This window comes from Bradyrhizobium sp. MI1.7 (assembly GCF_055811795.1).
This window is the reverse complement of the sequence record NZ_JBVVPO010000015.1, coordinates 87,512-105,919: the sequence shown is the minus strand read 5'-3', so window position 1 is coordinate 105,919 and position 18,408 is coordinate 87,512. Positions and strand designations below refer to the sequence as shown.

The window sequence follows — 18,408 nt, the reverse complement described above, 5'->3', positions numbered from 1 at the left end:
GGAAAATCATCGATTTCCGTAGTTTTTCGGGGCAATTGGGCGTGGCCTGCCGCGTGAAGCGGCTTGCCTAATAACCCGTCCTGTCCTCTAATCGAACCGCTGTTCCTCCGAGGGGGATCTCATGAGGAATAGCAACCGGAAGAGGCCCCGAATGTCACAAAGAGGGCCGCAACCGGCGCAATAAAAAGAAACTCAAAGCGAGAAAAAAACAATGGCGGCAGACCGCGCACAAAACCTACAGGACACCTTCCTCAATCACGTTCGCAAAACCAAGACGCCACTGACGATCTTTCTGGTCAACGGAGTGAAGCTCCAGGGCATCGTGACCTGGTTCGACAATTTCTGTTTGCTGCTTCGGCGCGACGGTCACTCGCAGCTTGTCTACAAGCATGCGATCTCGACCATCATGCCGGGCGCTCCGATCCAGTTGTTCGAAGGCGGCGAGGATCAGCCGGCTTGAGAGTGATCTGATTGGAACCCCGGAATTTCGACGGGGAGGCCGACCGTCCGCGGTCGGCAGGGGCGAAGCAGACGGGGCGGGTGCTTGTCATCGGCCCCTACTTGCGTGTGCGCGCGGGCGGTGCCGACACGCAATCGGAAAGCCATGTTCAGCGTGACGCGGAGGCCCGGCTCGATGAGGCCGCCGGCCTCGCGCGGGCGATCGACCTCGTCATTGCCGATGCCATCATCGCGCCGATCAGCCAGATCCGCCCCGCAACCTATATCGGCAAGGGCAAGGTCGAGGAGATCGCCGCGCTGGCCAAGAGCCTCGATGTCGAGCTCGTGGTGATGGATTGCGCGCTGGCGCCGATCCAGCAGCGCAATCTCGAGAAGGAATTGCACGCCAAGGTGCTCGACCGCACCGGGCTCATCCTGGAAATCTTCGGCCGCCGCGCCAAGACCAAGGAAGGCTCGCTCCAGGTCGAGCTTGCGCATCTCAACTACCAGCGCTCGCGCCTCGTTCGCTCCTGGACCCATCTGGAACGCCAGCGTGGCGGCTTCGGCTTCATGGGCGGTCCCGGCGAGACGCAGATCGAAGCCGATCGCCGCCTGATCCAGGAGCGCATCTCGAAACTCGAGGGCGAGCTGAAGAAGGTGCAGGCGACGCGGCGGCTGCATCGCGCCGGACGCCAGCGCGTGCCGTATCGCGTCGTCGCGCTGGTCGGCTACACCAATGCCGGCAAGTCGACGCTGTTCAACCGCCTGACCCGCGCCGACGTTCAGGCCGCCGACATGCTGTTCGCAACACTCGATCCGACCCTGCGCGCGCTCACTTTGCCGCATGGCGGCAAGGCGATGCTGTCCGACACCGTCGGCTTCATCTCCAACCTGCCGACCCAGCTCGTCGCCGCCTTCCGCGCCACGCTGGAAGAGGTGCTGGAAGCCGACGTCATCCTGCATGTGCGCGACATCTCGCACGAGGATGCCGAGGCCCAGCAGGGCGACGTCGACGCCGTGCTGCGCCAGCTCGGCATCAATCCCGACGACAGTGGCCGCATCATCGAGGTCTGGAACAAGATCGACCGTTACGAGCCTGACAAGCGCGAAGAGCTTTTGAACATCGCCGCGCGCCGGCCGGAAGATCATCCGGCGATGCTGGTCTCGGCCGTGTCAGGCGAGGGGATCGATGCACTGCTTGCGGCCATCGAGGAACGTCTCGCCGCAAAGCGCACCACGCTCGATCTCTCCATCGACGCCGCCGACGGCGCCGGCATCAGCTGGCTGCACAGGAATTCCGAGGTGCTGGCCAAAGAGCTGCACGACGGCCGCTTCGACATGACGGTGCGGGTCGACGAGACCAAGCGGGATATCGTGGTGAACCGGTTCGATGCCGTGCCGCGCGTGGCGTGATCCGAAGGGCGCGGTGCGCCCGACCGGCCTGCGTGCGATATCGACCATATCCGCGTTTCCGGGTTGAGACGCGTAACGCTAGAATGGAATGGTCAGGCCCGGATTCTTCGCCTGCGCCTTGGTATAGGCGACGCCGTGGATCTTGATCCCGCGCTCGTCCAGCAGCGAAATGATGCCGCCCTGGTTCGACAATTCCATCGGCTTCTGCACGACGACGGCGAGCGTGCCCCCGGCCGCGATCTTCCCTGACAGGACCATCTTGTTCTTCTGCTTGTCGGCCAGCATCCAGCCGGTGAGATCGATGTCGCGATCGGCCGTATTGAGCAGCGTGACGACTTCCCGCTCAGGCGTCTTCAAGGCATTGACGAGTGCTGCGATGATGCGCACGAGTCCGTCAGGCATTTGCCCGGTCGGAGGAGCGGTCGGATCTGGCGGCTGTGTCGGAGCGCCGAGATCGATGGGGTCACCGGTCTTGTCGTCGGTGTGCCAGGCCTGGGTCTGGAATTTGAGGAAGACCGCCGTCCATAGCTTCTGATCCGGGAATTCGAACACCAGCCCGCCGTCTTGCCATGGCCCGTTGTCGCCCGAGAATCGTCCGATTGGATTTCCCTGATTCATATGGATATCGTGAATGCCGCGGCCCGGCCGGAAGCCGAAATAATTGTCCGCCTTGGTCTCCGGCCCCCATGTCTCACCGAATGCGTAGATCATCGCGCTTTCGTTTGAGAGCGCGCGCTGGACGAACTGGTCGAGCTTCTCGTTGAGGTCATTGTCGGGTCCGGGCACGGACAGCGGCAGCGGGATCATCTCCTGGGGCTGCATCAGATTGCCGCGAATGAAGTCCAGCGCGATGCTGGCCGGCTTCGGCGGCTGCGGGTGCAGGCCCTCCGGCAGCGCCGCGAGATGATCGGTGATCGGATGGACAAAGTGCGATCGCACCAGGAACTCGACTTCGCTTCCGTCGGCTGACTGCACATTGACGGCGATGCGGAAATCCGCGTTGTCGGCCACGACATGGACTTGATAGTGCGGCGACTGGCCGGTGCCGAAACGCATCGCGATCGGGCGTCCTTTGAGGACCGAATAGTGCTTTAATGGCATCGCACTCACCTGAGGTGGGATTTCGGCTGCGCGGGCTCCGTTGCTCAACTCTAGACTGCTTGTCGTGACGGTTTCATGGCTTGACTGCGATCCGCCATGACCGCCTCGCTGCATTCGGGAAAAGATGCTGACCTATATCTCCTTCGCGACCGCTTCGATCCTTGCGGGTACACCGATGGAGCAGGCCACAACGCTAGCGGCGGGCCTGCGAGCGAGTCTCTGATACCGGTTTCCCCTCACTCTTCGCCGCGTTCCACAGCGCGTCCATCTCCGCCAGCGACGCCTGCTCGAGCGTCCGCCCTTGCGCCTCAAGCGCGCGCTCGATGAAGGCGAAGCGCCGCTCGAACTTTGCATTCGTCGCGCGTAGCGCGGCTTCCGGATCGGCGTCGACGTGGCGGGCGAGATTGACGAGTGCGAACATCAGATCGCCGGTTTCCTCCGCCAGCCCCTCGCTGTCGTTGCGGTCGAGCGCCGCCTCGATCTCGTCGGCTTCTTCGCGGATTTTCGCCAGCACCGCGCGCGGGTCGTTCCAGTCGAAGCCGACGGTGGAGGCCTTGCGCTGGAGCTCCATCGCGCGCGTCAGCGCGGGCTGACCGGCCTTGACGCCCGAGAGTAACGACTTGTGCGTCGGCGTTTCCTCCGGCGGCCGGCGAGCCGCACGTTCGGCTTTCTCCTCGGCCTTGATGCGGTCCCAGACCTCCTTGACGTGGGAGGAGGCGAGGTTGCCGTCCTTGTCGGCGAAGACATGAGGGTGGCGCCGGATCATCTTGCGGGTGATGGCCTCCACGACGTCGCCGAAGGTAAAGGCATTCTGTTCTGAAGCCATCTGGGCGTGAAACACGACCTGGAGCAGGAGGTCACCGAGCTCCTCGCGCAGATCATCGAGATCGCCGCGGCTGATGGCCTCGACCACCTCATAGGCCTCCTCGATCGTGTAGGGCGCGATCGTCGCGAAATTCTGCTCGAGGTCCCAGGGGCAGCCGGTCACCGGCGTGCGCAGCGCCGCCATGATCTCGATCAGACGGGAAATGTCGCGGGAAGGGGTCATTGCGGGGCAGTCTCCTGGCTCCAAAGCCTTATGCCAAAAGCGGCCCGCCGTTCCCAGCGCGGCGCTGCGGAACAGGCCGATTTCCACCGATTGGCGGCAGATTGGCGAGCCGCGCCCGCAGTGCTAAAGCGCGGGCCATGAGTGACGCATTTTCATCACAAACCGCCCTGGTGCTCTTTTCCGGCGGCCAGGATTCCACCACCTGCCTCGCCTGGGCGCTCAGCCGCTTTGCACGCGTGGAGACACTGGGTTTCGAGTATGGCCAGCGCCATGCCATCGAACTCGCCTGCCGCGACCGGCTGTTCGACGGCATCAAGGGGCTGCGTGCCGATTGGGCCGCAAGGCTCGGCGAGAGCCACACGCTGTCGATTCCGACGCTGGCGGCTGTGTCCGAGACGGCGCTGACGCGCGACGTCGCCATCGCGATGGGCGCCGACGGCCTGCCGAATACGTTCGTGCCCGGCCGCAACCTGGTGTTCCTGACGTTTGCCGCGGCGCTCGCCTACCGGCGCGGCATCACCCACATCGTCGGCGGCATGTGCGAGACCGATTATTCCGGCTACCCCGATTGCCGCGACGACACCATCCGCGCCATGCAGGCCGCGCTCTCGCTCGGCATGGCCAGGCAATTCGAGCTGCATACGCCGCTGATGTGGATCGACAAGGCGGCGACGTGGAAGCTCGCTCACGACCTCGGTGGCGCAGGACTGGTCGATCTCATCCGCGAGCACTCGCACACCTGCTATCTCGGCGAACGCGGCGCGCAGCATGAGTGGGGTTTCGGGTGCGGCGAGTGCCCGGCGTGCAGTTTGCGGGCGAAGGGATGGCGAGAGTTTGCGGCGGGGCGCAAATAGCGCTCCAATCTCCGCCGTCATCGCCCGCGAAAGCGGGCGATCCAGTATTCCAGAGAAGGTGCTTGAGCCGAGAAGCCGCGGCGTACTGGGTCGCCCGGTCAAGCCGGGCGACGACAGCGGAGAGTGGGCGAGAGCGCCCCAAATTCCCCTTTCCCATCAAGGCCCGTTCTACTGTGCATGGGGTTGTTTTCGCCGTTTTCGACTGGAACCGCGCCGGGACCCAAAATCCCTAAAATTGCGCGCAATTCCGCAGGGTTCCGTTGAGCACGCCTCTTAAGGGCCGGAGAACCTGATCCGGCTTAGGCTGACGTCAAATCCAGTCCCGTGCTCTGGGGAAGCCATGAACGCGCCAGCCAAATCCGCCGCAAAACGCCGGCTCTTGCTCGCTTCCGACCGGAGCGACGAGAGCACCGAGCTTGCCAGCATCCTGAAGGCCGTGGGCGACGTTTCGACGGTGACGACGCAGGACATTCCCGAGCAGCCGTCGCGCGATCTGTCCGGTCTCGTGGTCGACATCAATCTGCGCTCGCCCGAGAGCGTGCAGCGGGTGCGCAACAAGCTGCGCGGCGATGCCTATCGCACGATGCCGCGGCTGTTCGTGCTCGCCGATGCCCTGCATCACGGCACCATGCAGGCCTGGGCACTGGGCGCCACCGACACGATCTCGCGGCCGCTTCAGCCCGATGCAATTCTTCAGCGCATCCGCGCCGCGTTCCCCGACACCGCCACCTATGACGCGACCGATCGCGGCAAGACGCTCAACCGCGGCGTCGAGGCGGCGCATGCGGTGCTGGCGAAGATGTTCGAGAAGCTGCCGCTCGGCGTGCCCCTGACCTTCGACGACGTCATCGCCGCCGAGAGCAAGATCCTGAAGGCGATCAAGCATTCATCGCTGCGCGAATGGCTCACCACCGTCGGCTGCCATCATGTCGGCAGCTATCGCCACTGCCTGTTCGTCACCGGCTTCGCCGTCGCCTTCGCGCAGCATCTCGGCATGCGCGAGGACGACCAGCGTCGCCTGACCCGCGCCGCGCTGTTGCACGACGTCGGCAAGGCCTTCGTTCCCTCCGTGCTGCTCGACAAGCCGGGCAAGCTCACCGACGAGGAGATGGCCGAGGTCCGCCAGCATCCGCGCCGCGGCTATGACGCGCTCGCGGAGCAAGGCGGCTTCCCGCCGGAGATGCTCGACGTCGTGCTGCATCACCACGAATTCCTCGACGGCTCTGGCTATCCGAACGGCCTGTCGTCGAACCAGATCAGCGACATCGTGCGGGTCACGACGATCGTCGATATCTACGCGGCGCTGGTGGAGAAGCGCGCCTACCGCATGCCCTTCACCCACTCGCGCGCCTTCACGATGATGGAAGGCATGGGCGGCAAGCTGGATCAGCAACTGCTGCAGGCGTTCCGGCCGGTGGCGCTCGGATCGTTTTGATTCCGGTCTCGTAGGGTGGGTTAGCGCAGCGTAACCCACCACTTCTGTCTCCGCGGATACCAAAGAGGTGGGTTACGCCTTCGGCTAACCCACCCTACAAAACTCACCCCACCATCTTCCGCAACTCCGCCTTCGCCACCTTCTCCAGCGTCGAGCGCGGCATGTCGTCGACGAGCCTGATCTCGCGCGGCACCTTGAAATCCGCGAGTCCCGCGCCGCAGGCCGCCATCACGCGATCATGCAGATCGGGCGCCGCGCCCGCGACGCCGCCGTGCGGGATGATGAAGACAACAGGCACCTCGTCCAGCATCGGGTGCTTCTTCGCCACCACCGCGGCTTCGCGCACGCCTGCTACCACCGCGATCACCTGCTCGATCTCGGAGGCCGCGACGTTCTCGCCGCCAACCTTCAGCATGTCCTTGGCGCGGTCGCCGAACCTGATGAAGCCGTTCTCCAGCCGCTCGACGCGGTCGCCGGTGAGGAAGAAGCCGTGCTCGTCGAAGCTTTCGCGCGTCGCCTTTTCATTGTGCAGATATTCGGCGAACAGCGACAGCCCGACGATGCCCTTGATCGAGAGATTTCCGGTGTCGCCGACCTCGGTCGGCCGTCCGTCATCGTCGGTGATGCGGATCTGATATTCGGGCGCGGCGCGCCCGATCGTCATCGGGATGTTGGGCTGGTCGACCTCGCCGACGATGCCGTGGGTGATGGTCTCGGTCATGCCCCACCAGCCGATCATCTTGACGCCAAACGCAGCAAACGCCGGCGGCTCGTTGATGGCGGTGCCCCACAGGCGGAATTTGTGGTCTTTCGGGATCTCCTGCTCGAGCAGGGCCTTCATGCAGAACGGAATCGTCGAGGTCCAGGTCGAGCCATGCTCGCGCGCGACGCCCCAGAAGCGGCTTGCGGAAAAGCGCGGCTGGATCACGCAGGTGGCGCCGACCCACAGCGTTGCCAGCATCGAATAGGCCAGCGCATTGGTGTGGAACAGCGGCAGATAGGTCTGGTGCACGTCGTTCGCATGAAGGTCCTCATGCGCGGCGTTGATCTTGGCGCCCCACAGCGCGTTGGCGTGGGTCCACAGCACCGCCTTCGGGCGCGATGTCGTGCCCGACGTGTACTGCACGCTGCACGGCGCGAGCGGGTCGGTCGCGCGCCTGGGACGGTCGGCGCTGTCGGCGAACAGTGAATCGAAACTGTCGCCGCGCGAGACCGCTTGCGCGGGCGCCGCACCCGCATCGTGCGAGGTCACCGCCAGCCAGCGGATGTTGCGGCAGTTCTGCGCGACGATCTCGGCATAGGCCGGCTGCGTGATCGCAGCGACCGCGCCGCAATGATCGGCGAAATATTCCATCTCCGCCGGAGCCGAGCGGGTGTTGGTGGTCACCGCGATGGCGCCGAGTTCGACGCAGGCGAACCAGGCCAGCAGCGCCTCGATGCAATTGTCCAGATGAATGAGCACATATTCGCCCGGCTTGACGCCGCGCTTCACCAGCCCCGCCGCGAGCGCGCCGACGCGCTCGTGAAACTCGCCGTAGCTCCAGCGCCGCGCCGGCGCGTCGAACGGCGCCCAGATCAGGAACGCATGATCGCGGCGCACCGCGGCGCGCATCTTCAGCAGCCAGGGTACGTCGAGCCCGTCGAACGGTCCTACGAGTCTGGATTCGGTGTATTGAGGTGGCATGGCTCCTCCCGTGCAGCCTGCATCTTGATGGCGGCTGCCTTTTGATTATTGCGTCTTCCTGCCATTGGATGACGCAGGGAGCAAATCGGGGGGCGCGAAAGATGGGCGCGGCGTACTCCGTGGTGCGCGCACGCTCTCTCCTCCGTCATGGCCGGGCTTGACCCGGCCATCCACGCCTTGGCGCGCTAGTCCTCGTACGACGAAATCTCAATCAGGCTGCCATCCGGATCCCTGCAATAGACCGAGCGCAGCGTGCCGCGGGCACCCTGCTTGGGAACCGGGCCTTCCTCGATCGCGACGCCATGTGCCTTCAAATGCGCCACGACTTCGTCGGGCGATGCAGACGTGAGGAAGCACAGATCCTCGCTGCCGGCGGTCTGATGGTCCGCGGTGAACCACTCCACCTTGTCGGCATCGCGCGGCCGGACGTTGATCTTTTGGTTACCGAATTGCAACGAAGTCCGCGGCGCTTTGCCGCCACCGGGGTCGAACACCTTGACTTCCATGCCGAGAATCTTGCGGTACCACTCGGAGGTCACTGCCACGTCGGCGACGTTGATTACGAGATGATCGAGGGCTTCGACCTTGACCGGCATGCCTTAATCCTTTCGTCGTGATGCGCCCGGCGCACTTTCCGCCTGCAGCAAGCTTTGTTACAACCGCGTCGACGCCACTTTGAAGCCATCTGGCTTTCAAGAACAACACGTTGGGAGAATCCTTGAGATGATCACTCGCCGTACCGCGCTGGGCCTGCTCGCCGCCAGTCCGCTTGCAGCAACCCCGCTGTCGAAGGCCTTTGCCGCCGACTATCCGGCCCGGCCCGTGAAATGGGTGGTCGGCTATCCGCCGGGCGGAGCCACCGACATCCTGGCGCGGCTCATCGGTCAGCGGCTGTCGGAACGGCTCGGCCAGCAATTCGTGATCGAGAACAAGCCCGGCGCCGGCAACAATATCGGCACCGAATCGGTCGTCAATGCCGAGCCCGACGGCTACACGCTGCAACTGGTCAATCCGGCCAACTTCATCAACGCTTCGCTCTACACCAACCTCAAATTCAACTTCGTGCGCGACATCGCGCCGGTGGCCTCGTTCCAGCGGGTGCCGAACGTGATGACCGTCAACAAGGACGTTCCGGCCAAGAACGTCGCCGAGTTCATCGAATATGTGAAGGCCAATCCCGGCAAGGTGAACATGGCTTCGTCCGGCAACGGCACCTCGGTGCATCTGTCCGGCGAGATGTTCATGGCGCTGACCGGCTGCAAGATGCAGCACGTGCCCTATCGCGGCGCGGCGCCGGCGATCACCGACATGCTCGGCGGCCAGGTGCAGGTGATCTTCGACAACATGCCCTCGATCATCCAGCACATCCGCTCCGGCTCGCTTCGCGCGATCGGCGTCACCACCACGGAGCGCTCGCCGCAGCTGCCCGACGTACAGGCTATCGCCGAGACCGTGAAGGACTACGAGGCCAGCGCGCTGTTCGGCATGGGCGCGCCGAAGAACACACCCAAGGAGATCATCGCCAAGCTCAACAATGAGATCAATACGCTCATGAAGGAGCCCGACATGACCAAGCGACTGGTCGAACTCGGCGGCGAGCCGCGGGTGCAGACGCCGGAGGCGTTCGGCGAGGAGATCAAGGCCGAGACCGAGAAGTGGAAGAAGGTCGTCGAGTTCGCCGGCCTGAAGGTCGAGTAGCGATCTTGTGATCCCTGAGATTGGAGCCCTGCCGCCTGGCAGGGCTTTTTTCTTGCGTACTTCGTTCCGTTGATCTGGAATAAAACGGCGCGGCGAAACCTGATGATACATGGCGCGTATCTCGCCCTGTGAAGAGAGGAGTCTGGATCATGCGCAAGACGCAATTGGCGCTGCTGACGCTGGGCGCGACGGTCTTTGCCGGCTTCGTCACCGTCACGCCCGCGGCGGCCCGCGACTACCCCTGGTGCGCCCAGGGCGGCGAGTATGACTATCCCGGCGAATGTGCCTACAGCACCTATGAGCAATGCCAGGCCAGCGTCTCCGGCCGCTTGCTGTACTGCGGGCCCAATCCAATGGTGGCCTATGGCCAGGCGCCGCAGCCGCAACCTCGGCCGCACCGTCGCGCGCGGCCCGTTGCACCGTACTAGCCGCGCGCGCATTGCGCAGCCGCGTATTTTGCGCGATCGCTCCGGAATAAACCGGCTCCGCGAGCCTTTCACTCTGTGAGGTCGGATGTCGCGCGGCGAACATGGGAGGTCGGTCATGGGCAAGGCGCAATTTGTGCTGGGCACCATAGTCCTTGTGTGGCTCGCTGGCGGGAGCCCGGCGCGCGCGGACTATGATTACGCGTGGTGCATTCAGAACTCGGAATACGGCTATCCCGGCGACTGCTCCTATCAGACCCGCGAGCAGTGTCAGATGAGCGCGTCGGGCCGCAAGGGCTATTGCGCGCAAAATCCTGCCCAGGTGGCCGTACGGCCTCCGCTTCAGCCGTCACTACGCGGTCGGTACGTTCGTCCGTACTAGTCGCGCCTCACACTGAGCACTGCCTGATCACGCAGTCGTGCAGATCCGGACGCGCGGGTTCCTGCTTGACGCCTTCTCGTTCACGTCTATACTAAACCAAATGGTTAAGTATAGAGACGAGACGCTCGACCGGACCTTTGCGGCGCTGTCCGATCCGACGCGGCGTGCCCTTCTCGCGCGGCTCGGCGAGCGGGACGGCCTGTCGGTGAGCGAGCTGGCCGCGCCGTTTCCGGTCTCGCTGCCGGCGATCATGAAGCATCTCGACGTGCTCACGGATGCGGGCCTGATCGTGCGGGAGAAGACCGGACGCACGGTGTCCTGCCGGCTCACCGCGCAGCCGATGGAGCAGGCGATGAACTGGCTCAATCGCTACGCGCAGTTCTGGTCCGAGAAGTTCGACCGCCTCGCCACCTTCGTGGAGGACAAGACATGGCCAACGCAGCCGTCAACGCCGATCCCCGCACAGCCGAACGTCCAAGCGAGCGTCCAAACGAACGTCCAAGCCTCACGCTCACGCGCCGGCTCCGCGCACGGCCGGAGAAAGTCTACGCCGCCTGGACGCAAGCCGCGCAGCTAGTCCAGTGGTTCGGGCCGCCGAACATGAAGCCGGCGACGCTGGACGCCGAGCTCGATGTCCGTACCGGTGGCCGTTACCGCATCAGCTTCACTGGTGACGACGGCGAATATTTCGAGGCCGGCGGCATCTATCGCGAGGTCGTGCCGAACGAGCGGCTGGTGTTCACCTGGGCCTGGCATTCGACGCCGGAGCGCGAATCGCTGGTGACGATCACGCTGAAGCCCGATAGCGCCGGCACGCTGATGATCTTCCATCACGCCCAGTTCTTCGACGAAACCGCACGCGACAATCACCAGCGCGGCTGGAGTTCGTTCCTCGACAAGCTCGACGCCTTCGTCGCCTGACACCATGGAGGATACCGTGCAGCAACATCAGATCGTCTCGCGCGAGCAATGGATCGCGGCCCGCAAGGCCCACCTGGCACATGAGAAGGAGCTCAGCCAGGCCCGTGAGCGCCTCGCCGAGCAGCGCCGCGCGCTGCCCTGGGTGAAGGTCGACAAGAACTATGTGTTCGACGGACCGAACGGCAAGGTGACGCTCGGCGATCTCTTCGGGGGGCGCCCGCAGCTCGTGGTGCAGCATGTGATGTTTGCACCCGACTGGGAGGCCGCATGCAAGAGCTGCTCGTTCTGGGCCGACGGTCTCGATCGCATGGTGCCGCACCTCGCCGCGCGCGACACCTCCACGGTTGCGATCTCGCTGGCACCTAGCGCCAAGCTAGAGGCCTTCAAGAAGCGGATGGGCTGGACCTTCGACTGGGTCTCGTCAGGAAGCAACGACTTCAACTACGACTACGAGGTCTCGTTCACGCGCGAGCAGATCGACAAGGGCGTGCCCAAATATAATTTCGGCACCACGCCGTTCTACGGTCCGGAGCTGCCCGGTATCAGCGTGTTCTACCGCAACGAGGCCGGCGAGATCTTCCATACCTATTCATGCTTCGCGCGCGGTCTCGACATGATGAACGCGGCCTATCAGTATCTCGACCTCACCCCGCTCGGTCGTCACGAGGGCGGCCTGCCCTATCCGATGGACTGGGTCCGCCTGCGCGACCAGTACGAGCCGCAGGCGAAGGGAGCGTGCTGCCACGGGTGAGGGGGCGGGTGCGCTGTGCCCACACCAACGGTGTCATCGCCCGGCTTGACCGGGCGATCCAGTACTCCGAGACGGTCGTGTCGAATCTAGAAGCCGCGGCGTACTGGATGCCCCGCCTTCGCGGGGCATGACAGCGGAGGCTGAAGCGCAGTCTACCGCTTCGCGTCGGCCTGCTCCGTGCCGTTGCACGAGATCAGCATCGTGTACGGCCGCGCGTTGCCGGCGATGTCGGTGGTCTTGAGCTCGCCCTTCGGTTCGGCGGTCTGGTAGGGCACCACGGAATTGTCGAGGAAGTCGCGCAGCATGCCGGTCTTGATGGCGAAGTTGATGTTCTCCGGAATGTTGCCGGTCGCAGCGACGATGCGCAGTGCGGGGATCTTTGCGGTGACCACGCCCACGATCTGACCGGTGGTGTCGAACAGCGGGCCGCCGCTATTGCCGGGCTGCACCGGCGCGCTGATTTGCAGGAAACGCGTGTCGTTGCGCATGCCGCTGAGCGAGCTCGCGATACCGGTCGTCACGGTGAAGTCCGACGTGAGCAAGCCATGGAAGGGAAAGCCGATTACGATGACGGAATCGCCGGAGCGGATCGAGCGATCGCGGATCCGCGCAAAGTCCTTGAATGTCGTCATCGACGGCGCCTGCAACAAAGCGAGATCGTTGTTGACGTCGCTCGACACGACGCGCAGCACCATCGCGGCCTCACCGGTGAGGTTGCCCTTGATGTCGCCGACACAGCCGTCGATCACATGGTTGTTGGTGACGACGTGGCCGTTCGCGCTGACCACGAAGCCGGTGCCGGTCTTGGCTCTGGCAACTTTGCCGCCGGCCGGCGGCGCCTGCTTGTCCGGCGCAGGCTGCGGCTTGGCGGCGATCTTGGTGAAGTCGCCGGCCTTGTCGAGCCCGTCGGCTTTTACCTTGGTCACGCAATTGGCCAATGCAGCGATCACCGGCCCGGTCGAGGTCAGATCGAAATTCAGAACGGCGCGGCCGGCCGTCGCCACCATCAGGCTCGCCTTCTGAAACGTACGCACAACATTGACCGGCATGATGGCCGTGAGCATGTTGGGCTGGTACGCCGTGGCGAACAGCCTGGCTTGCTCCTGCCCGTCAAAGGTCACGTCGATCGCGGCGTTCTCGCCCTTGTTGAAGCGGTAGCTGGGACTCGCAAAGGCGAGCGACCATGTGCCGGCGGCATTTTGGCTCACGACGAGGATGACGCCGTTCGCATAAGGCGTCGTCGCGGCGCAATGCGAGAAGGCGCCCGTCTCGTCATTGCTGAAGGCGCCGCCGATCCAGTTGCCGACATTGACGCTGCCGAATGGTCCTTTCGCATGCGCGATGCCGGCGACGCTCGCCTGCAACAGAGACGCGACGACAAATGACTTAAGCCACATACTTCCTTCCCCCCGGAATGCTTTTGAAGCCATCTTATCCGGCCGAGGTCGTGCGGCGCAACCGACAGTTGTTTGTGCGGATCGAACCATCCGGCTGCGACTTCCGGGCTTGCCTTTACTTTGCGGTGCTATATACTTTGCGATACAAAGTGACGGGACGGGCGGTCCCGGTTAATTGGGCGGAGCGGGGTTTTGGCGTTGCCAATGCGCGATCTCGACAAGGCACTGGCCGACATCGTGGCGATCCGCAACCAGATTGCGGCGGGCACGGCGTTCCGCGGCTACGGCCCGGCGACGATCGCTGCGACGGGCGCCGTCGCGCTTCTCACCGCAATCCTCCAATTCTGGCTGCTCGGCGATCCCACCAGCGAGCCGGTCGGCTTCTTCTTCGGCTGGTTCATGGCCGCGGTGCTCTCCGTCCTGATGATCGGCATCGAGATGCGCGCACGCTCGCGCCGTCATCATTCCGGCCTGGCCGATGCCATGATCCATCAGGCGGTCGAGCAGTTCCTGCCCGCGGGCGTCGCCGGCGTGCTGCTCGCGGTGGTGATGTGGAAGTTCGCGAGCGAGACGCTGTGGCTGTTGCCCGGCCTGTGGCAGATTCTGGTGTCGCTCGGCATTTTCGCTTCCGTCCGCTCGCTGCCGCGCACCGTCGCGCTCGCCGGCGCCTGGTATTTTATTTCCGGCTTCGCGGTCGTGGTGCTCGCGAGCCGGACTCACACGCTATCGCCGTGGACCATGGGGCTGCCCTTCGTGATCGGGCAGTCGGTGATGGCGGGCATTCTGTATTTCGCGTCCGGAGACCATGATGTCGAAGACTGACAGCGCACCCTTCTCCTATGAAGGGCTCGACCGCGTCATCCATGAGAAGGCGAGGCTCGGGCTTCTGACCTCGCTGATGGCGCATCCGAAGGGTCTGGCGTTCGCCGACCTCAAGCAGCTCTGCGGCCTCACCGACGGCAATCTCAGCCGGCATCTCGCCGTGCTCCAGGAGGCCGGCCTCGTCGAGGTGACCAAAGGCTATGAGGGCAACCGCCCGCACACGACCTGCCGCCTGACCAAGGCGGGCCGCCGCCGCTTCCTCGACTATCTCGCCGTGCTCGAGCGGCTGGTGCGCGACGCCGCCAAGGCCGCCGGCCGCGACGCGCCGCCGCTCGGCCGTCTCGGTATCATCTCGACCTGATCCCCCTTTTTGACCGGAGACTTTGCAATGCAAAGCGACATGACCTCTCGCAACGAGAAGCTTCACGTCGGCATCATCATGGACGGCAACGGCCGGTGGGCGACGCGCCGCGGCCTGTCGCGCCTGCGCGGCCACGAGGCCGGCGTGGAGGCGATCCGCCGCATCGTCGAGGCCGCACCCAAGCAGGGCATCGGGACGCTGACACTTTACGCCTTCTCCACCGACAATTGGCGACGGCCGAAAACCGAAGTCGCCGCGCTGATGACGCTGCTGCGCTTCTATCTCGCCAACGAGGTGCAGAGCCTCGCCAGGAACGGCGTGCGCCTCACCGTGATCGGCCGCCGCGACCGTCTGCCCGACGGCATCGCCAATGCGATCGCGCGCGCGGAAGACGCCACCGCGCACGGCAGCGCGCTTCACTTGCGCATTGCGGTCGACTATTCCGCGCGCGACGCGATCCTCAACGCCGCAGCGAAGGCGGCGGCATTGACGAGCCTCACCCGCGAAGCCTTCTCGCAGCTCGTTACCGGCGAAGCCGGCCTTCGCGACGTCGATCTCATCATCCGCACCTCCGGCGAGAAGCGGCTGTCGGACTTCCTGCTCTGGGAAGGCGCCTATGCCGAGCTGCACTTCACCGAGCGGATGTGGCCCGAATTCGACGCGGGCGATCTCTCCGCGGCTCTGGCGTCCTTCCACGGCCGCGAGCGCCGCTTCGGCGGCCTCCAGGCGATCATGCCCGACGAGGTGCCGTCACTCTCCCGTGTGTGATGCACGGCACGGGACAACGAGCTGTTCGTTTTCAGCCGCATGATTGGCAGTGGTGTCCAAGCCGCGGAAGCGCGGCCTCGGTTAGGTGTGCGAGCCACGCAACCTGCCGAGAGCATCACGCATGTCACTGTTGTTTCCGGGAGCCGTCGTCGAGCCGGTCGAACTGGCCGAAGCGAAGGGCATGGTCTGCATCAGGACCGCCAGCGTATCCGATGTCGAGAACCTGTCGGTTTATTTCACCGGCCTGTCCACGACGTCGCGCAACAAGCGCTTCATGGGCGCGCGTACCGACTTCGCCCTGGTCGCTGCCGAATGCGTGGCGAAGACGGGCCGTCCCGGTCATTTCACCCTGCTCGCCGAAGTCAGGCAGGACGGGCAGCACGCCATCATCGGCGAAGCGAACTACGCCTATGATGCGGCTGCACGGCATGGCGAGTTTGCCATCTCGGTCGCCGATGCGTTCCAGCGCCTGGGCCTCGGCTTGCAGATGATGACGGCGATGGAGACGCGGGCGACCGATCTTGGCCACGAGATGATCGCCGCGGAGACGGCGCGGACAAATACCGAGATGCGTGGTCTGGCGAAGAAGGCGGGCTTCCGGGATACCGGTCTCGGAGACTGGCAGTCGGTTCACCTCGCAAAGCGCCTGTCGCGGTAGCCGTCCGCGCGTTGCCGCCTGGCACGGATCGTGCTCTAGTATCGCCTGGATTTCCCCAGCGATGGGAGCTTCGGCGATGCGCGCAGTTCTGGATCATTGCACCGGCGGAACGGAGCGGCAGGTCATGGCCGGCACGTCGGTCGTTACCGAGGGCGGCACCAGCAGCGGCCATCTTTACGTGCTCGTCGAGGGCAGGCTCGAGGTGCTCAAGAGCGACACGGTGGTCGCGACCATCACCGAGCCCGGCGCCGTGTTCGGCGAGATGTCCGTGCTGCTCGGGCTGCCGCACACCGCGACGGTGCGGGCCAGCTCGGATTCCGTCATCTATGAGTTCGAGGACGCGGCGTCATTCCTCATCCAGCGGCCCGAGGTCGCGCTGCTGCTCGCGCGCACGCTGGCGCAGCGGCTCAACGTCGCCAACACTTATCTCGCCGATCTCAAGCGGCAATATGCTGGCCACGGCACGCATCTCGCCATGGTCGGCGAGGTGCTCCAGAGCATGATCAACCTGCCGCCGCTCGAGGTGTCGCCAGGCTCGGATCGGCAATCCGATCCAAGGATGTGAGCCAGTCCGGCGGCTCCTCGATGGTGTTTGCGGGCCGCTTCAGCGGTGCGCCGAGGTCGATCCACTGCGCTTCGCCCGCTGCCAGCCAGAACGCCTTGTCCGCAGCGAGATCCAGCACGATATGCGTCGGCGGCCGTCCCGGTTGCAGGCCGGCGTTGAACACCCAGGTCTGGCCGAGCCGGTCGAACCACGAGCCGTCGGCGACGAAGGGCGACTGGTGCACATGGCCCGAGATCACCATCGACGGCTGATACTGCATGATCCATTGCACCAGATCGACGTCGCCGAAGAAACGCTTGCCGCCCCAGCTGGTCGGTGAATTCGCCGGCGGCGCATGATGCGCCCAGATCCAGTGCTGCGGGCGGCTTTCGGCGGCGTCGCGCAGCTGTTCGACGATGCGCTGCTTGACCAGCGGGCCGTCCCACCACGGGCACACCGTGAACAGCGTGTCGCCGATGGTGAGGTTGCCGCCGTCGCAAGTGATCCCGAGCTCCCGCACCTCGGAGATCCAGCGCGAGATCTTTTCGCCCTCCGCATTGCGCTCGTCGAGGTCGTGATTGCCGGAGCAGAGGATCACGCGGGTCTGCGCCGCGAGCAACGCGAGGTATTTCTTCACCACCACGATCTGCGCGCGAAAATCCACCACCGAGCCGATGTCGAGCGCATCGCCGGCGAAGATCACGAGGTCGAACTGCGGTGCCGCGCTGACCAGCCAGTCGAGCTGCGGCAGCGAGTAGTGCAAATCGGCCACGACCAGGCAGCGCATTGAAAATCCGTGGGCGGGTTTGAAAAGGTCTGGGAATTCCAAAACGTTAATTACAAAGCAAGAAGCAGACCAGAATGGCTGCCTCTCTTCGTCAAGCCAATGGCCGGCAGCATGCTGCGGCGCATTGGCGTGCGCAAGTGACCGGGCGCCGCAGGGCTGGACCGTGTCATCGAATTCTGATGTCGTGGCGCATCCTCAAACGCCCGTATCCGCATGACCTCCTTCAAGACCATTCGTGCCCGCGCCGAGAAACGCAAGGGCGGCCCCAAGGCGCTGGACAAGCTGATGCCCGAAAAGCCCGACCTGAAGGGGCTCGCCAAGCTCGGCGACGATCGCATCCTCGCCGAGATGACCAGGCGGGTGTTTTGCGCGGGCTTTGCCTGGAGCGTGATCGATTCGAAATGGGACGGCTTTGAAGCGGCGTTTTTGCATTTCCAGCCGGCCAAGCTCACCTTCCAGCCGGAGGACTATTGGGAGGGCCTCGTGCGCGACGCGCGCATCGTGCGCAACGGCGCCAAGATCATGTCGGTGCGCGACAACGCCAGCTTCGTCCAGGAGATCGCAAAAGAGCACGGCAGCTTCGGCAAGTTTCTGGCGAAATGGCCGCCATCCAACGAGGTCGGCCTGCTCGATCTCCTGACGAAGCGCGGCAGCCGGCTCGGCGGCAACACCGGGCAGATGCTGCTGCGCTTCGTCGGCTGGGATGGTTTTGTCACCTCCAGGGATGTCGTCGCCTGCCTGCGCGATGCCGGCCTCGACATCGCCGAAGAGGTCAAATCAAAGGGCGATCTCGCAAAAGTGCAGGCACAGTTCAACGCCTGGGCCGAGGAGACCGGTCTGCCATACACATATCTGTCACGCATCTGCGCGCTCTCGGTTGGCGAGAACCGAGGCGAGCACTAAGTCACGAGAAACCAGGAG

The 18,408-nt window shown here is 64.5% G+C and carries 21 protein-coding genes and 1 pseudogene; 16 read left to right on the top strand and 6 right to left on the bottom strand.

Annotation, left to right across the window (positions count from 1 at the left end):
- Positions 1 to 211 precede the first annotated feature (211 nt).
- A complete protein-coding gene (gene hfq / locus AC0L3X_RS16625) occupies positions 212 to 460 on the top strand; it encodes an RNA chaperone Hfq (protein ID WP_007591126.1) in 249 nt (82 codons plus the stop codon).
- A gap of 11 nt (positions 461 to 471) precedes the next feature.
- Positions 472 to 1,851 carry a GTPase HflX gene (gene hflX, locus AC0L3X_RS16620; RefSeq protein ID WP_354131522.1) on the top strand — a complete coding sequence of 460 codons (1,380 nt, stop codon included), beginning with the start codon at positions 472 to 474 and terminating at the stop codon, positions 1,849 to 1,851.
- A 78-nt stretch (positions 1,852 to 1,929) separates the two neighbouring features.
- Here hflX and AC0L3X_RS16615 read toward each other — a convergent pair whose 3' ends face one another.
- Positions 1,930 to 2,952, bottom strand: coding sequence for a DUF2278 family protein (locus AC0L3X_RS16615; RefSeq protein WP_063983317.1), 1,023 nt, complete (start codon positions 2,950 to 2,952; stop codon positions 1,930 to 1,932).
- A 193-nt stretch (positions 2,953 to 3,145) separates the two neighbouring features.
- Positions 3,146 to 4,000: a nucleoside triphosphate pyrophosphohydrolase gene (gene mazG / locus AC0L3X_RS16610; RefSeq protein ID WP_063983316.1), complete on the bottom strand. Its 855-nt coding sequence runs from the start codon at positions 3,998 to 4,000 to the stop codon at positions 3,146 to 3,148.
- A 137-nt stretch (positions 4,001 to 4,137) separates the two neighbouring features.
- On the opposite strand from mazG, the gene queC reads away from it, so the two are divergent.
- On the top strand, positions 4,138 to 4,854 hold the full coding sequence (gene queC / locus AC0L3X_RS16605) for a 7-cyano-7-deazaguanine synthase QueC (RefSeq protein ID WP_354096317.1): 717 nt from the start codon (positions 4,138 to 4,140) through the stop codon (positions 4,852 to 4,854).
- Positions 4,855 to 5,194: 340 nt separating this feature from the next.
- Entirely contained in the window at positions 5,195 to 6,289 is a 1,095-nt protein-coding gene (locus tag AC0L3X_RS16600) for an HD-GYP domain-containing protein (RefSeq protein WP_063980092.1), read from the top strand.
- A gap of 103 nt (positions 6,290 to 6,392) precedes the next feature.
- Here AC0L3X_RS16600 and AC0L3X_RS16595 read toward each other — a convergent pair whose 3' ends face one another.
- On the bottom strand, positions 6,393 to 7,973 hold the full coding sequence (locus AC0L3X_RS16595) for an AMP-binding protein (RefSeq protein ID WP_063980091.1): 1,581 nt from the start codon (positions 7,971 to 7,973) through the stop codon (positions 6,393 to 6,395).
- 185 nt (positions 7,974 to 8,158) lie between these two features.
- Positions 8,159 to 8,569 (bottom strand): VOC family protein, encoded by a 411-nt coding sequence (locus AC0L3X_RS16590; RefSeq protein ID WP_063980090.1) that lies wholly within the window; start codon positions 8,567 to 8,569, stop codon positions 8,159 to 8,161.
- Between the two features lie 127 nt (positions 8,570 to 8,696).
- Between AC0L3X_RS16590 and AC0L3X_RS16585 the strand changes: the two genes are divergently transcribed.
- The 6 genes and pseudogenes from AC0L3X_RS16585 (at position 8,697) to AC0L3X_RS16560 (ending at position 12,150) form a co-directional block, all read left to right on the top strand.
- A complete protein-coding gene (locus tag AC0L3X_RS16585; RefSeq protein ID WP_063980089.1) occupies positions 8,697 to 9,671 on the top strand; it encodes a Bug family tripartite tricarboxylate transporter substrate binding protein in 975 nt (324 codons plus the stop codon).
- 149 nt (positions 9,672 to 9,820) lie between these two features.
- A complete protein-coding gene (locus AC0L3X_RS16580) occupies positions 9,821 to 10,099 on the top strand; it encodes a DUF3551 domain-containing protein (protein WP_063980088.1) in 279 nt (92 codons plus the stop codon).
- Positions 10,100 to 10,184: 85 nt separating this feature from the next.
- Positions 10,185 to 10,478 (top strand): DUF3551 domain-containing protein, encoded by a 294-nt coding sequence (locus tag AC0L3X_RS16575; RefSeq protein ID WP_321576601.1) that lies wholly within the window; start codon positions 10,185 to 10,187, stop codon positions 10,476 to 10,478.
- Between the two features lie 100 nt (positions 10,479 to 10,578).
- On the top strand, positions 10,579 to 11,055 hold the full coding sequence (locus tag AC0L3X_RS16570; RefSeq protein WP_063980086.1) for an ArsR/SmtB family transcription factor: 477 nt from the start codon (positions 10,579 to 10,581) through the stop codon (positions 11,053 to 11,055).
- 11 nt (positions 11,056 to 11,066) lie between these two features.
- Positions 11,067 to 11,399: pseudogene (locus AC0L3X_RS16565) on the top strand (SRPBCC family protein); the annotation flags it as partial.
- Between the two features lie 16 nt (positions 11,400 to 11,415).
- Entirely contained in the window at positions 11,416 to 12,150 is a 735-nt protein-coding gene (locus AC0L3X_RS16560) for a DUF899 domain-containing protein (protein WP_084795320.1), read from the top strand.
- A gap of 152 nt (positions 12,151 to 12,302) precedes the next feature.
- Here AC0L3X_RS16560 and AC0L3X_RS16555 read toward each other — a convergent pair whose 3' ends face one another.
- The gene (locus AC0L3X_RS16555; protein WP_063980083.1) at positions 12,303 to 13,547 is read right to left on the bottom strand and encodes a S1C family serine protease; all 1,245 of its coding nucleotides are present in this window, start codon (positions 13,545 to 13,547) and stop codon (positions 12,303 to 12,305) included.
- Between the two features lie 204 nt (positions 13,548 to 13,751).
- On the opposite strand from AC0L3X_RS16555, the gene AC0L3X_RS16550 reads away from it, so the two are divergent.
- The 5 genes from AC0L3X_RS16550 (at position 13,752) to AC0L3X_RS16530 (ending at position 16,721) form a co-directional block, all read left to right on the top strand.
- Entirely contained in the window at positions 13,752 to 14,369 is a 618-nt protein-coding gene (locus AC0L3X_RS16550; RefSeq protein WP_028155350.1) for a hypothetical protein, read from the top strand.
- Positions 14,356 to 14,730 (top strand): winged helix-turn-helix domain-containing protein, encoded by a 375-nt coding sequence (locus AC0L3X_RS16545; protein ID WP_063985952.1) that lies wholly within the window; start codon positions 14,356 to 14,358, stop codon positions 14,728 to 14,730. The genes AC0L3X_RS16550 and AC0L3X_RS16545 overlap by 14 nt, the downstream gene beginning before the upstream one ends.
- A 27-nt stretch (positions 14,731 to 14,757) precedes the next feature.
- Positions 14,758 to 15,498 carry a di-trans,poly-cis-decaprenylcistransferase gene (locus AC0L3X_RS16540; protein ID WP_063980082.1) on the top strand — a complete coding sequence of 247 codons (741 nt, stop codon included), beginning with the start codon at positions 14,758 to 14,760 and terminating at the stop codon, positions 15,496 to 15,498.
- Positions 15,499 to 15,619: 121 nt separating this feature from the next.
- Positions 15,620 to 16,156, top strand: a complete 537-nt coding sequence (locus AC0L3X_RS16535; RefSeq protein ID WP_063980081.1) for a GNAT family N-acetyltransferase — start codon at positions 15,620 to 15,622, stop codon at positions 16,154 to 16,156.
- Between the two features lie 76 nt (positions 16,157 to 16,232).
- The gene (locus AC0L3X_RS16530) at positions 16,233 to 16,721 is read left to right on the top strand and encodes a Crp/Fnr family transcriptional regulator (protein WP_063980080.1); all 489 of its coding nucleotides are present in this window, start codon (positions 16,233 to 16,235) and stop codon (positions 16,719 to 16,721) included.
- Here the strand turns inward: AC0L3X_RS16530 and AC0L3X_RS16525 are convergent.
- On the bottom strand, positions 16,660 to 17,487 hold the full coding sequence (locus tag AC0L3X_RS16525) for a metallophosphoesterase family protein (protein WP_063980079.1): 828 nt from the start codon (positions 17,485 to 17,487) through the stop codon (positions 16,660 to 16,662). The genes AC0L3X_RS16530 and AC0L3X_RS16525 overlap by 62 nt on opposite strands.
- A 213-nt stretch (positions 17,488 to 17,700) precedes the next feature.
- Here AC0L3X_RS16525 and AC0L3X_RS16520 point away from each other — a divergent pair, with 213 nt between their 5' ends.
- Positions 17,701 to 18,390, top strand: coding sequence for a DNA-3-methyladenine glycosylase I (locus tag AC0L3X_RS16520; protein WP_063980078.1), 690 nt, complete (start codon positions 17,701 to 17,703; stop codon positions 18,388 to 18,390).
- Positions 18,391 to 18,408: the final 18 nt, after the last annotated feature.

Excerpts from the sequence above, each read along its gene's own strand:
- hfq (WP_007591126.1), top strand. The coding sequence starts at position 212 with ATGGCGGCAGACCGCGCACAAAACCTACAGGACACCTTCCTCAATCAC.
- AC0L3X_RS16615 (WP_063983317.1), bottom strand. The coding sequence starts at position 2,952 with ATGCCATTAAAGCACTATTCGGTCCTCAAAGGACGCCCGATCGCGATG.
- mazG (WP_063983316.1), bottom strand. The coding sequence starts at position 4,000 with ATGACCCCTTCCCGCGACATTTCCCGTCTGATCGAGATCATGGCGGCG.
- queC (WP_354096317.1), top strand. The coding sequence starts at position 4,138 with ATGAGTGACGCATTTTCATCACAAACCGCCCTGGTGCTCTTTTCCGGC.
- AC0L3X_RS16600 (WP_063980092.1), top strand. The coding sequence starts at position 5,195 with ATGAACGCGCCAGCCAAATCCGCCGCAAAACGCCGGCTCTTGCTCGCT.
- AC0L3X_RS16595 (WP_063980091.1), bottom strand. The coding sequence starts at position 7,973 with ATGCCACCTCAATACACCGAATCCAGACTCGTAGGACCGTTCGACGGG.
- AC0L3X_RS16590 (WP_063980090.1), bottom strand. The coding sequence starts at position 8,569 with ATGCCGGTCAAGGTCGAAGCCCTCGATCATCTCGTAATCAACGTCGCC.
- AC0L3X_RS16585 (WP_063980089.1), top strand. The coding sequence starts at position 8,697 with ATGATCACTCGCCGTACCGCGCTGGGCCTGCTCGCCGCCAGTCCGCTT.
- AC0L3X_RS16580 (WP_063980088.1), top strand. The coding sequence starts at position 9,821 with ATGCGCAAGACGCAATTGGCGCTGCTGACGCTGGGCGCGACGGTCTTT.
- AC0L3X_RS16575 (WP_321576601.1), top strand. The coding sequence starts at position 10,185 with ATGTCGCGCGGCGAACATGGGAGGTCGGTCATGGGCAAGGCGCAATTT.
- AC0L3X_RS16570 (WP_063980086.1), top strand. The coding sequence starts at position 10,579 with ATGGTTAAGTATAGAGACGAGACGCTCGACCGGACCTTTGCGGCGCTG.
- AC0L3X_RS16555 (WP_063980083.1), bottom strand. The coding sequence starts at position 13,547 with ATGTGGCTTAAGTCATTTGTCGTCGCGTCTCTGTTGCAGGCGAGCGTC.
- AC0L3X_RS16550 (WP_028155350.1), top strand. The coding sequence starts at position 13,752 with ATGCGCGATCTCGACAAGGCACTGGCCGACATCGTGGCGATCCGCAAC.
- AC0L3X_RS16545 (WP_063985952.1), top strand. The coding sequence starts at position 14,356 with ATGTCGAAGACTGACAGCGCACCCTTCTCCTATGAAGGGCTCGACCGC.
- AC0L3X_RS16540 (WP_063980082.1), top strand. The coding sequence starts at position 14,758 with ATGCAAAGCGACATGACCTCTCGCAACGAGAAGCTTCACGTCGGCATC.
- AC0L3X_RS16535 (WP_063980081.1), top strand. The coding sequence starts at position 15,620 with ATGTCACTGTTGTTTCCGGGAGCCGTCGTCGAGCCGGTCGAACTGGCC.
- AC0L3X_RS16530 (WP_063980080.1), top strand. The coding sequence starts at position 16,233 with ATGCGCGCAGTTCTGGATCATTGCACCGGCGGAACGGAGCGGCAGGTC.
- AC0L3X_RS16525 (WP_063980079.1), bottom strand. The coding sequence starts at position 17,487 with ATGCGCTGCCTGGTCGTGGCCGATTTGCACTACTCGCTGCCGCAGCTC.
- AC0L3X_RS16520 (WP_063980078.1), top strand. The coding sequence starts at position 17,701 with ATGACCTCCTTCAAGACCATTCGTGCCCGCGCCGAGAAACGCAAGGGC.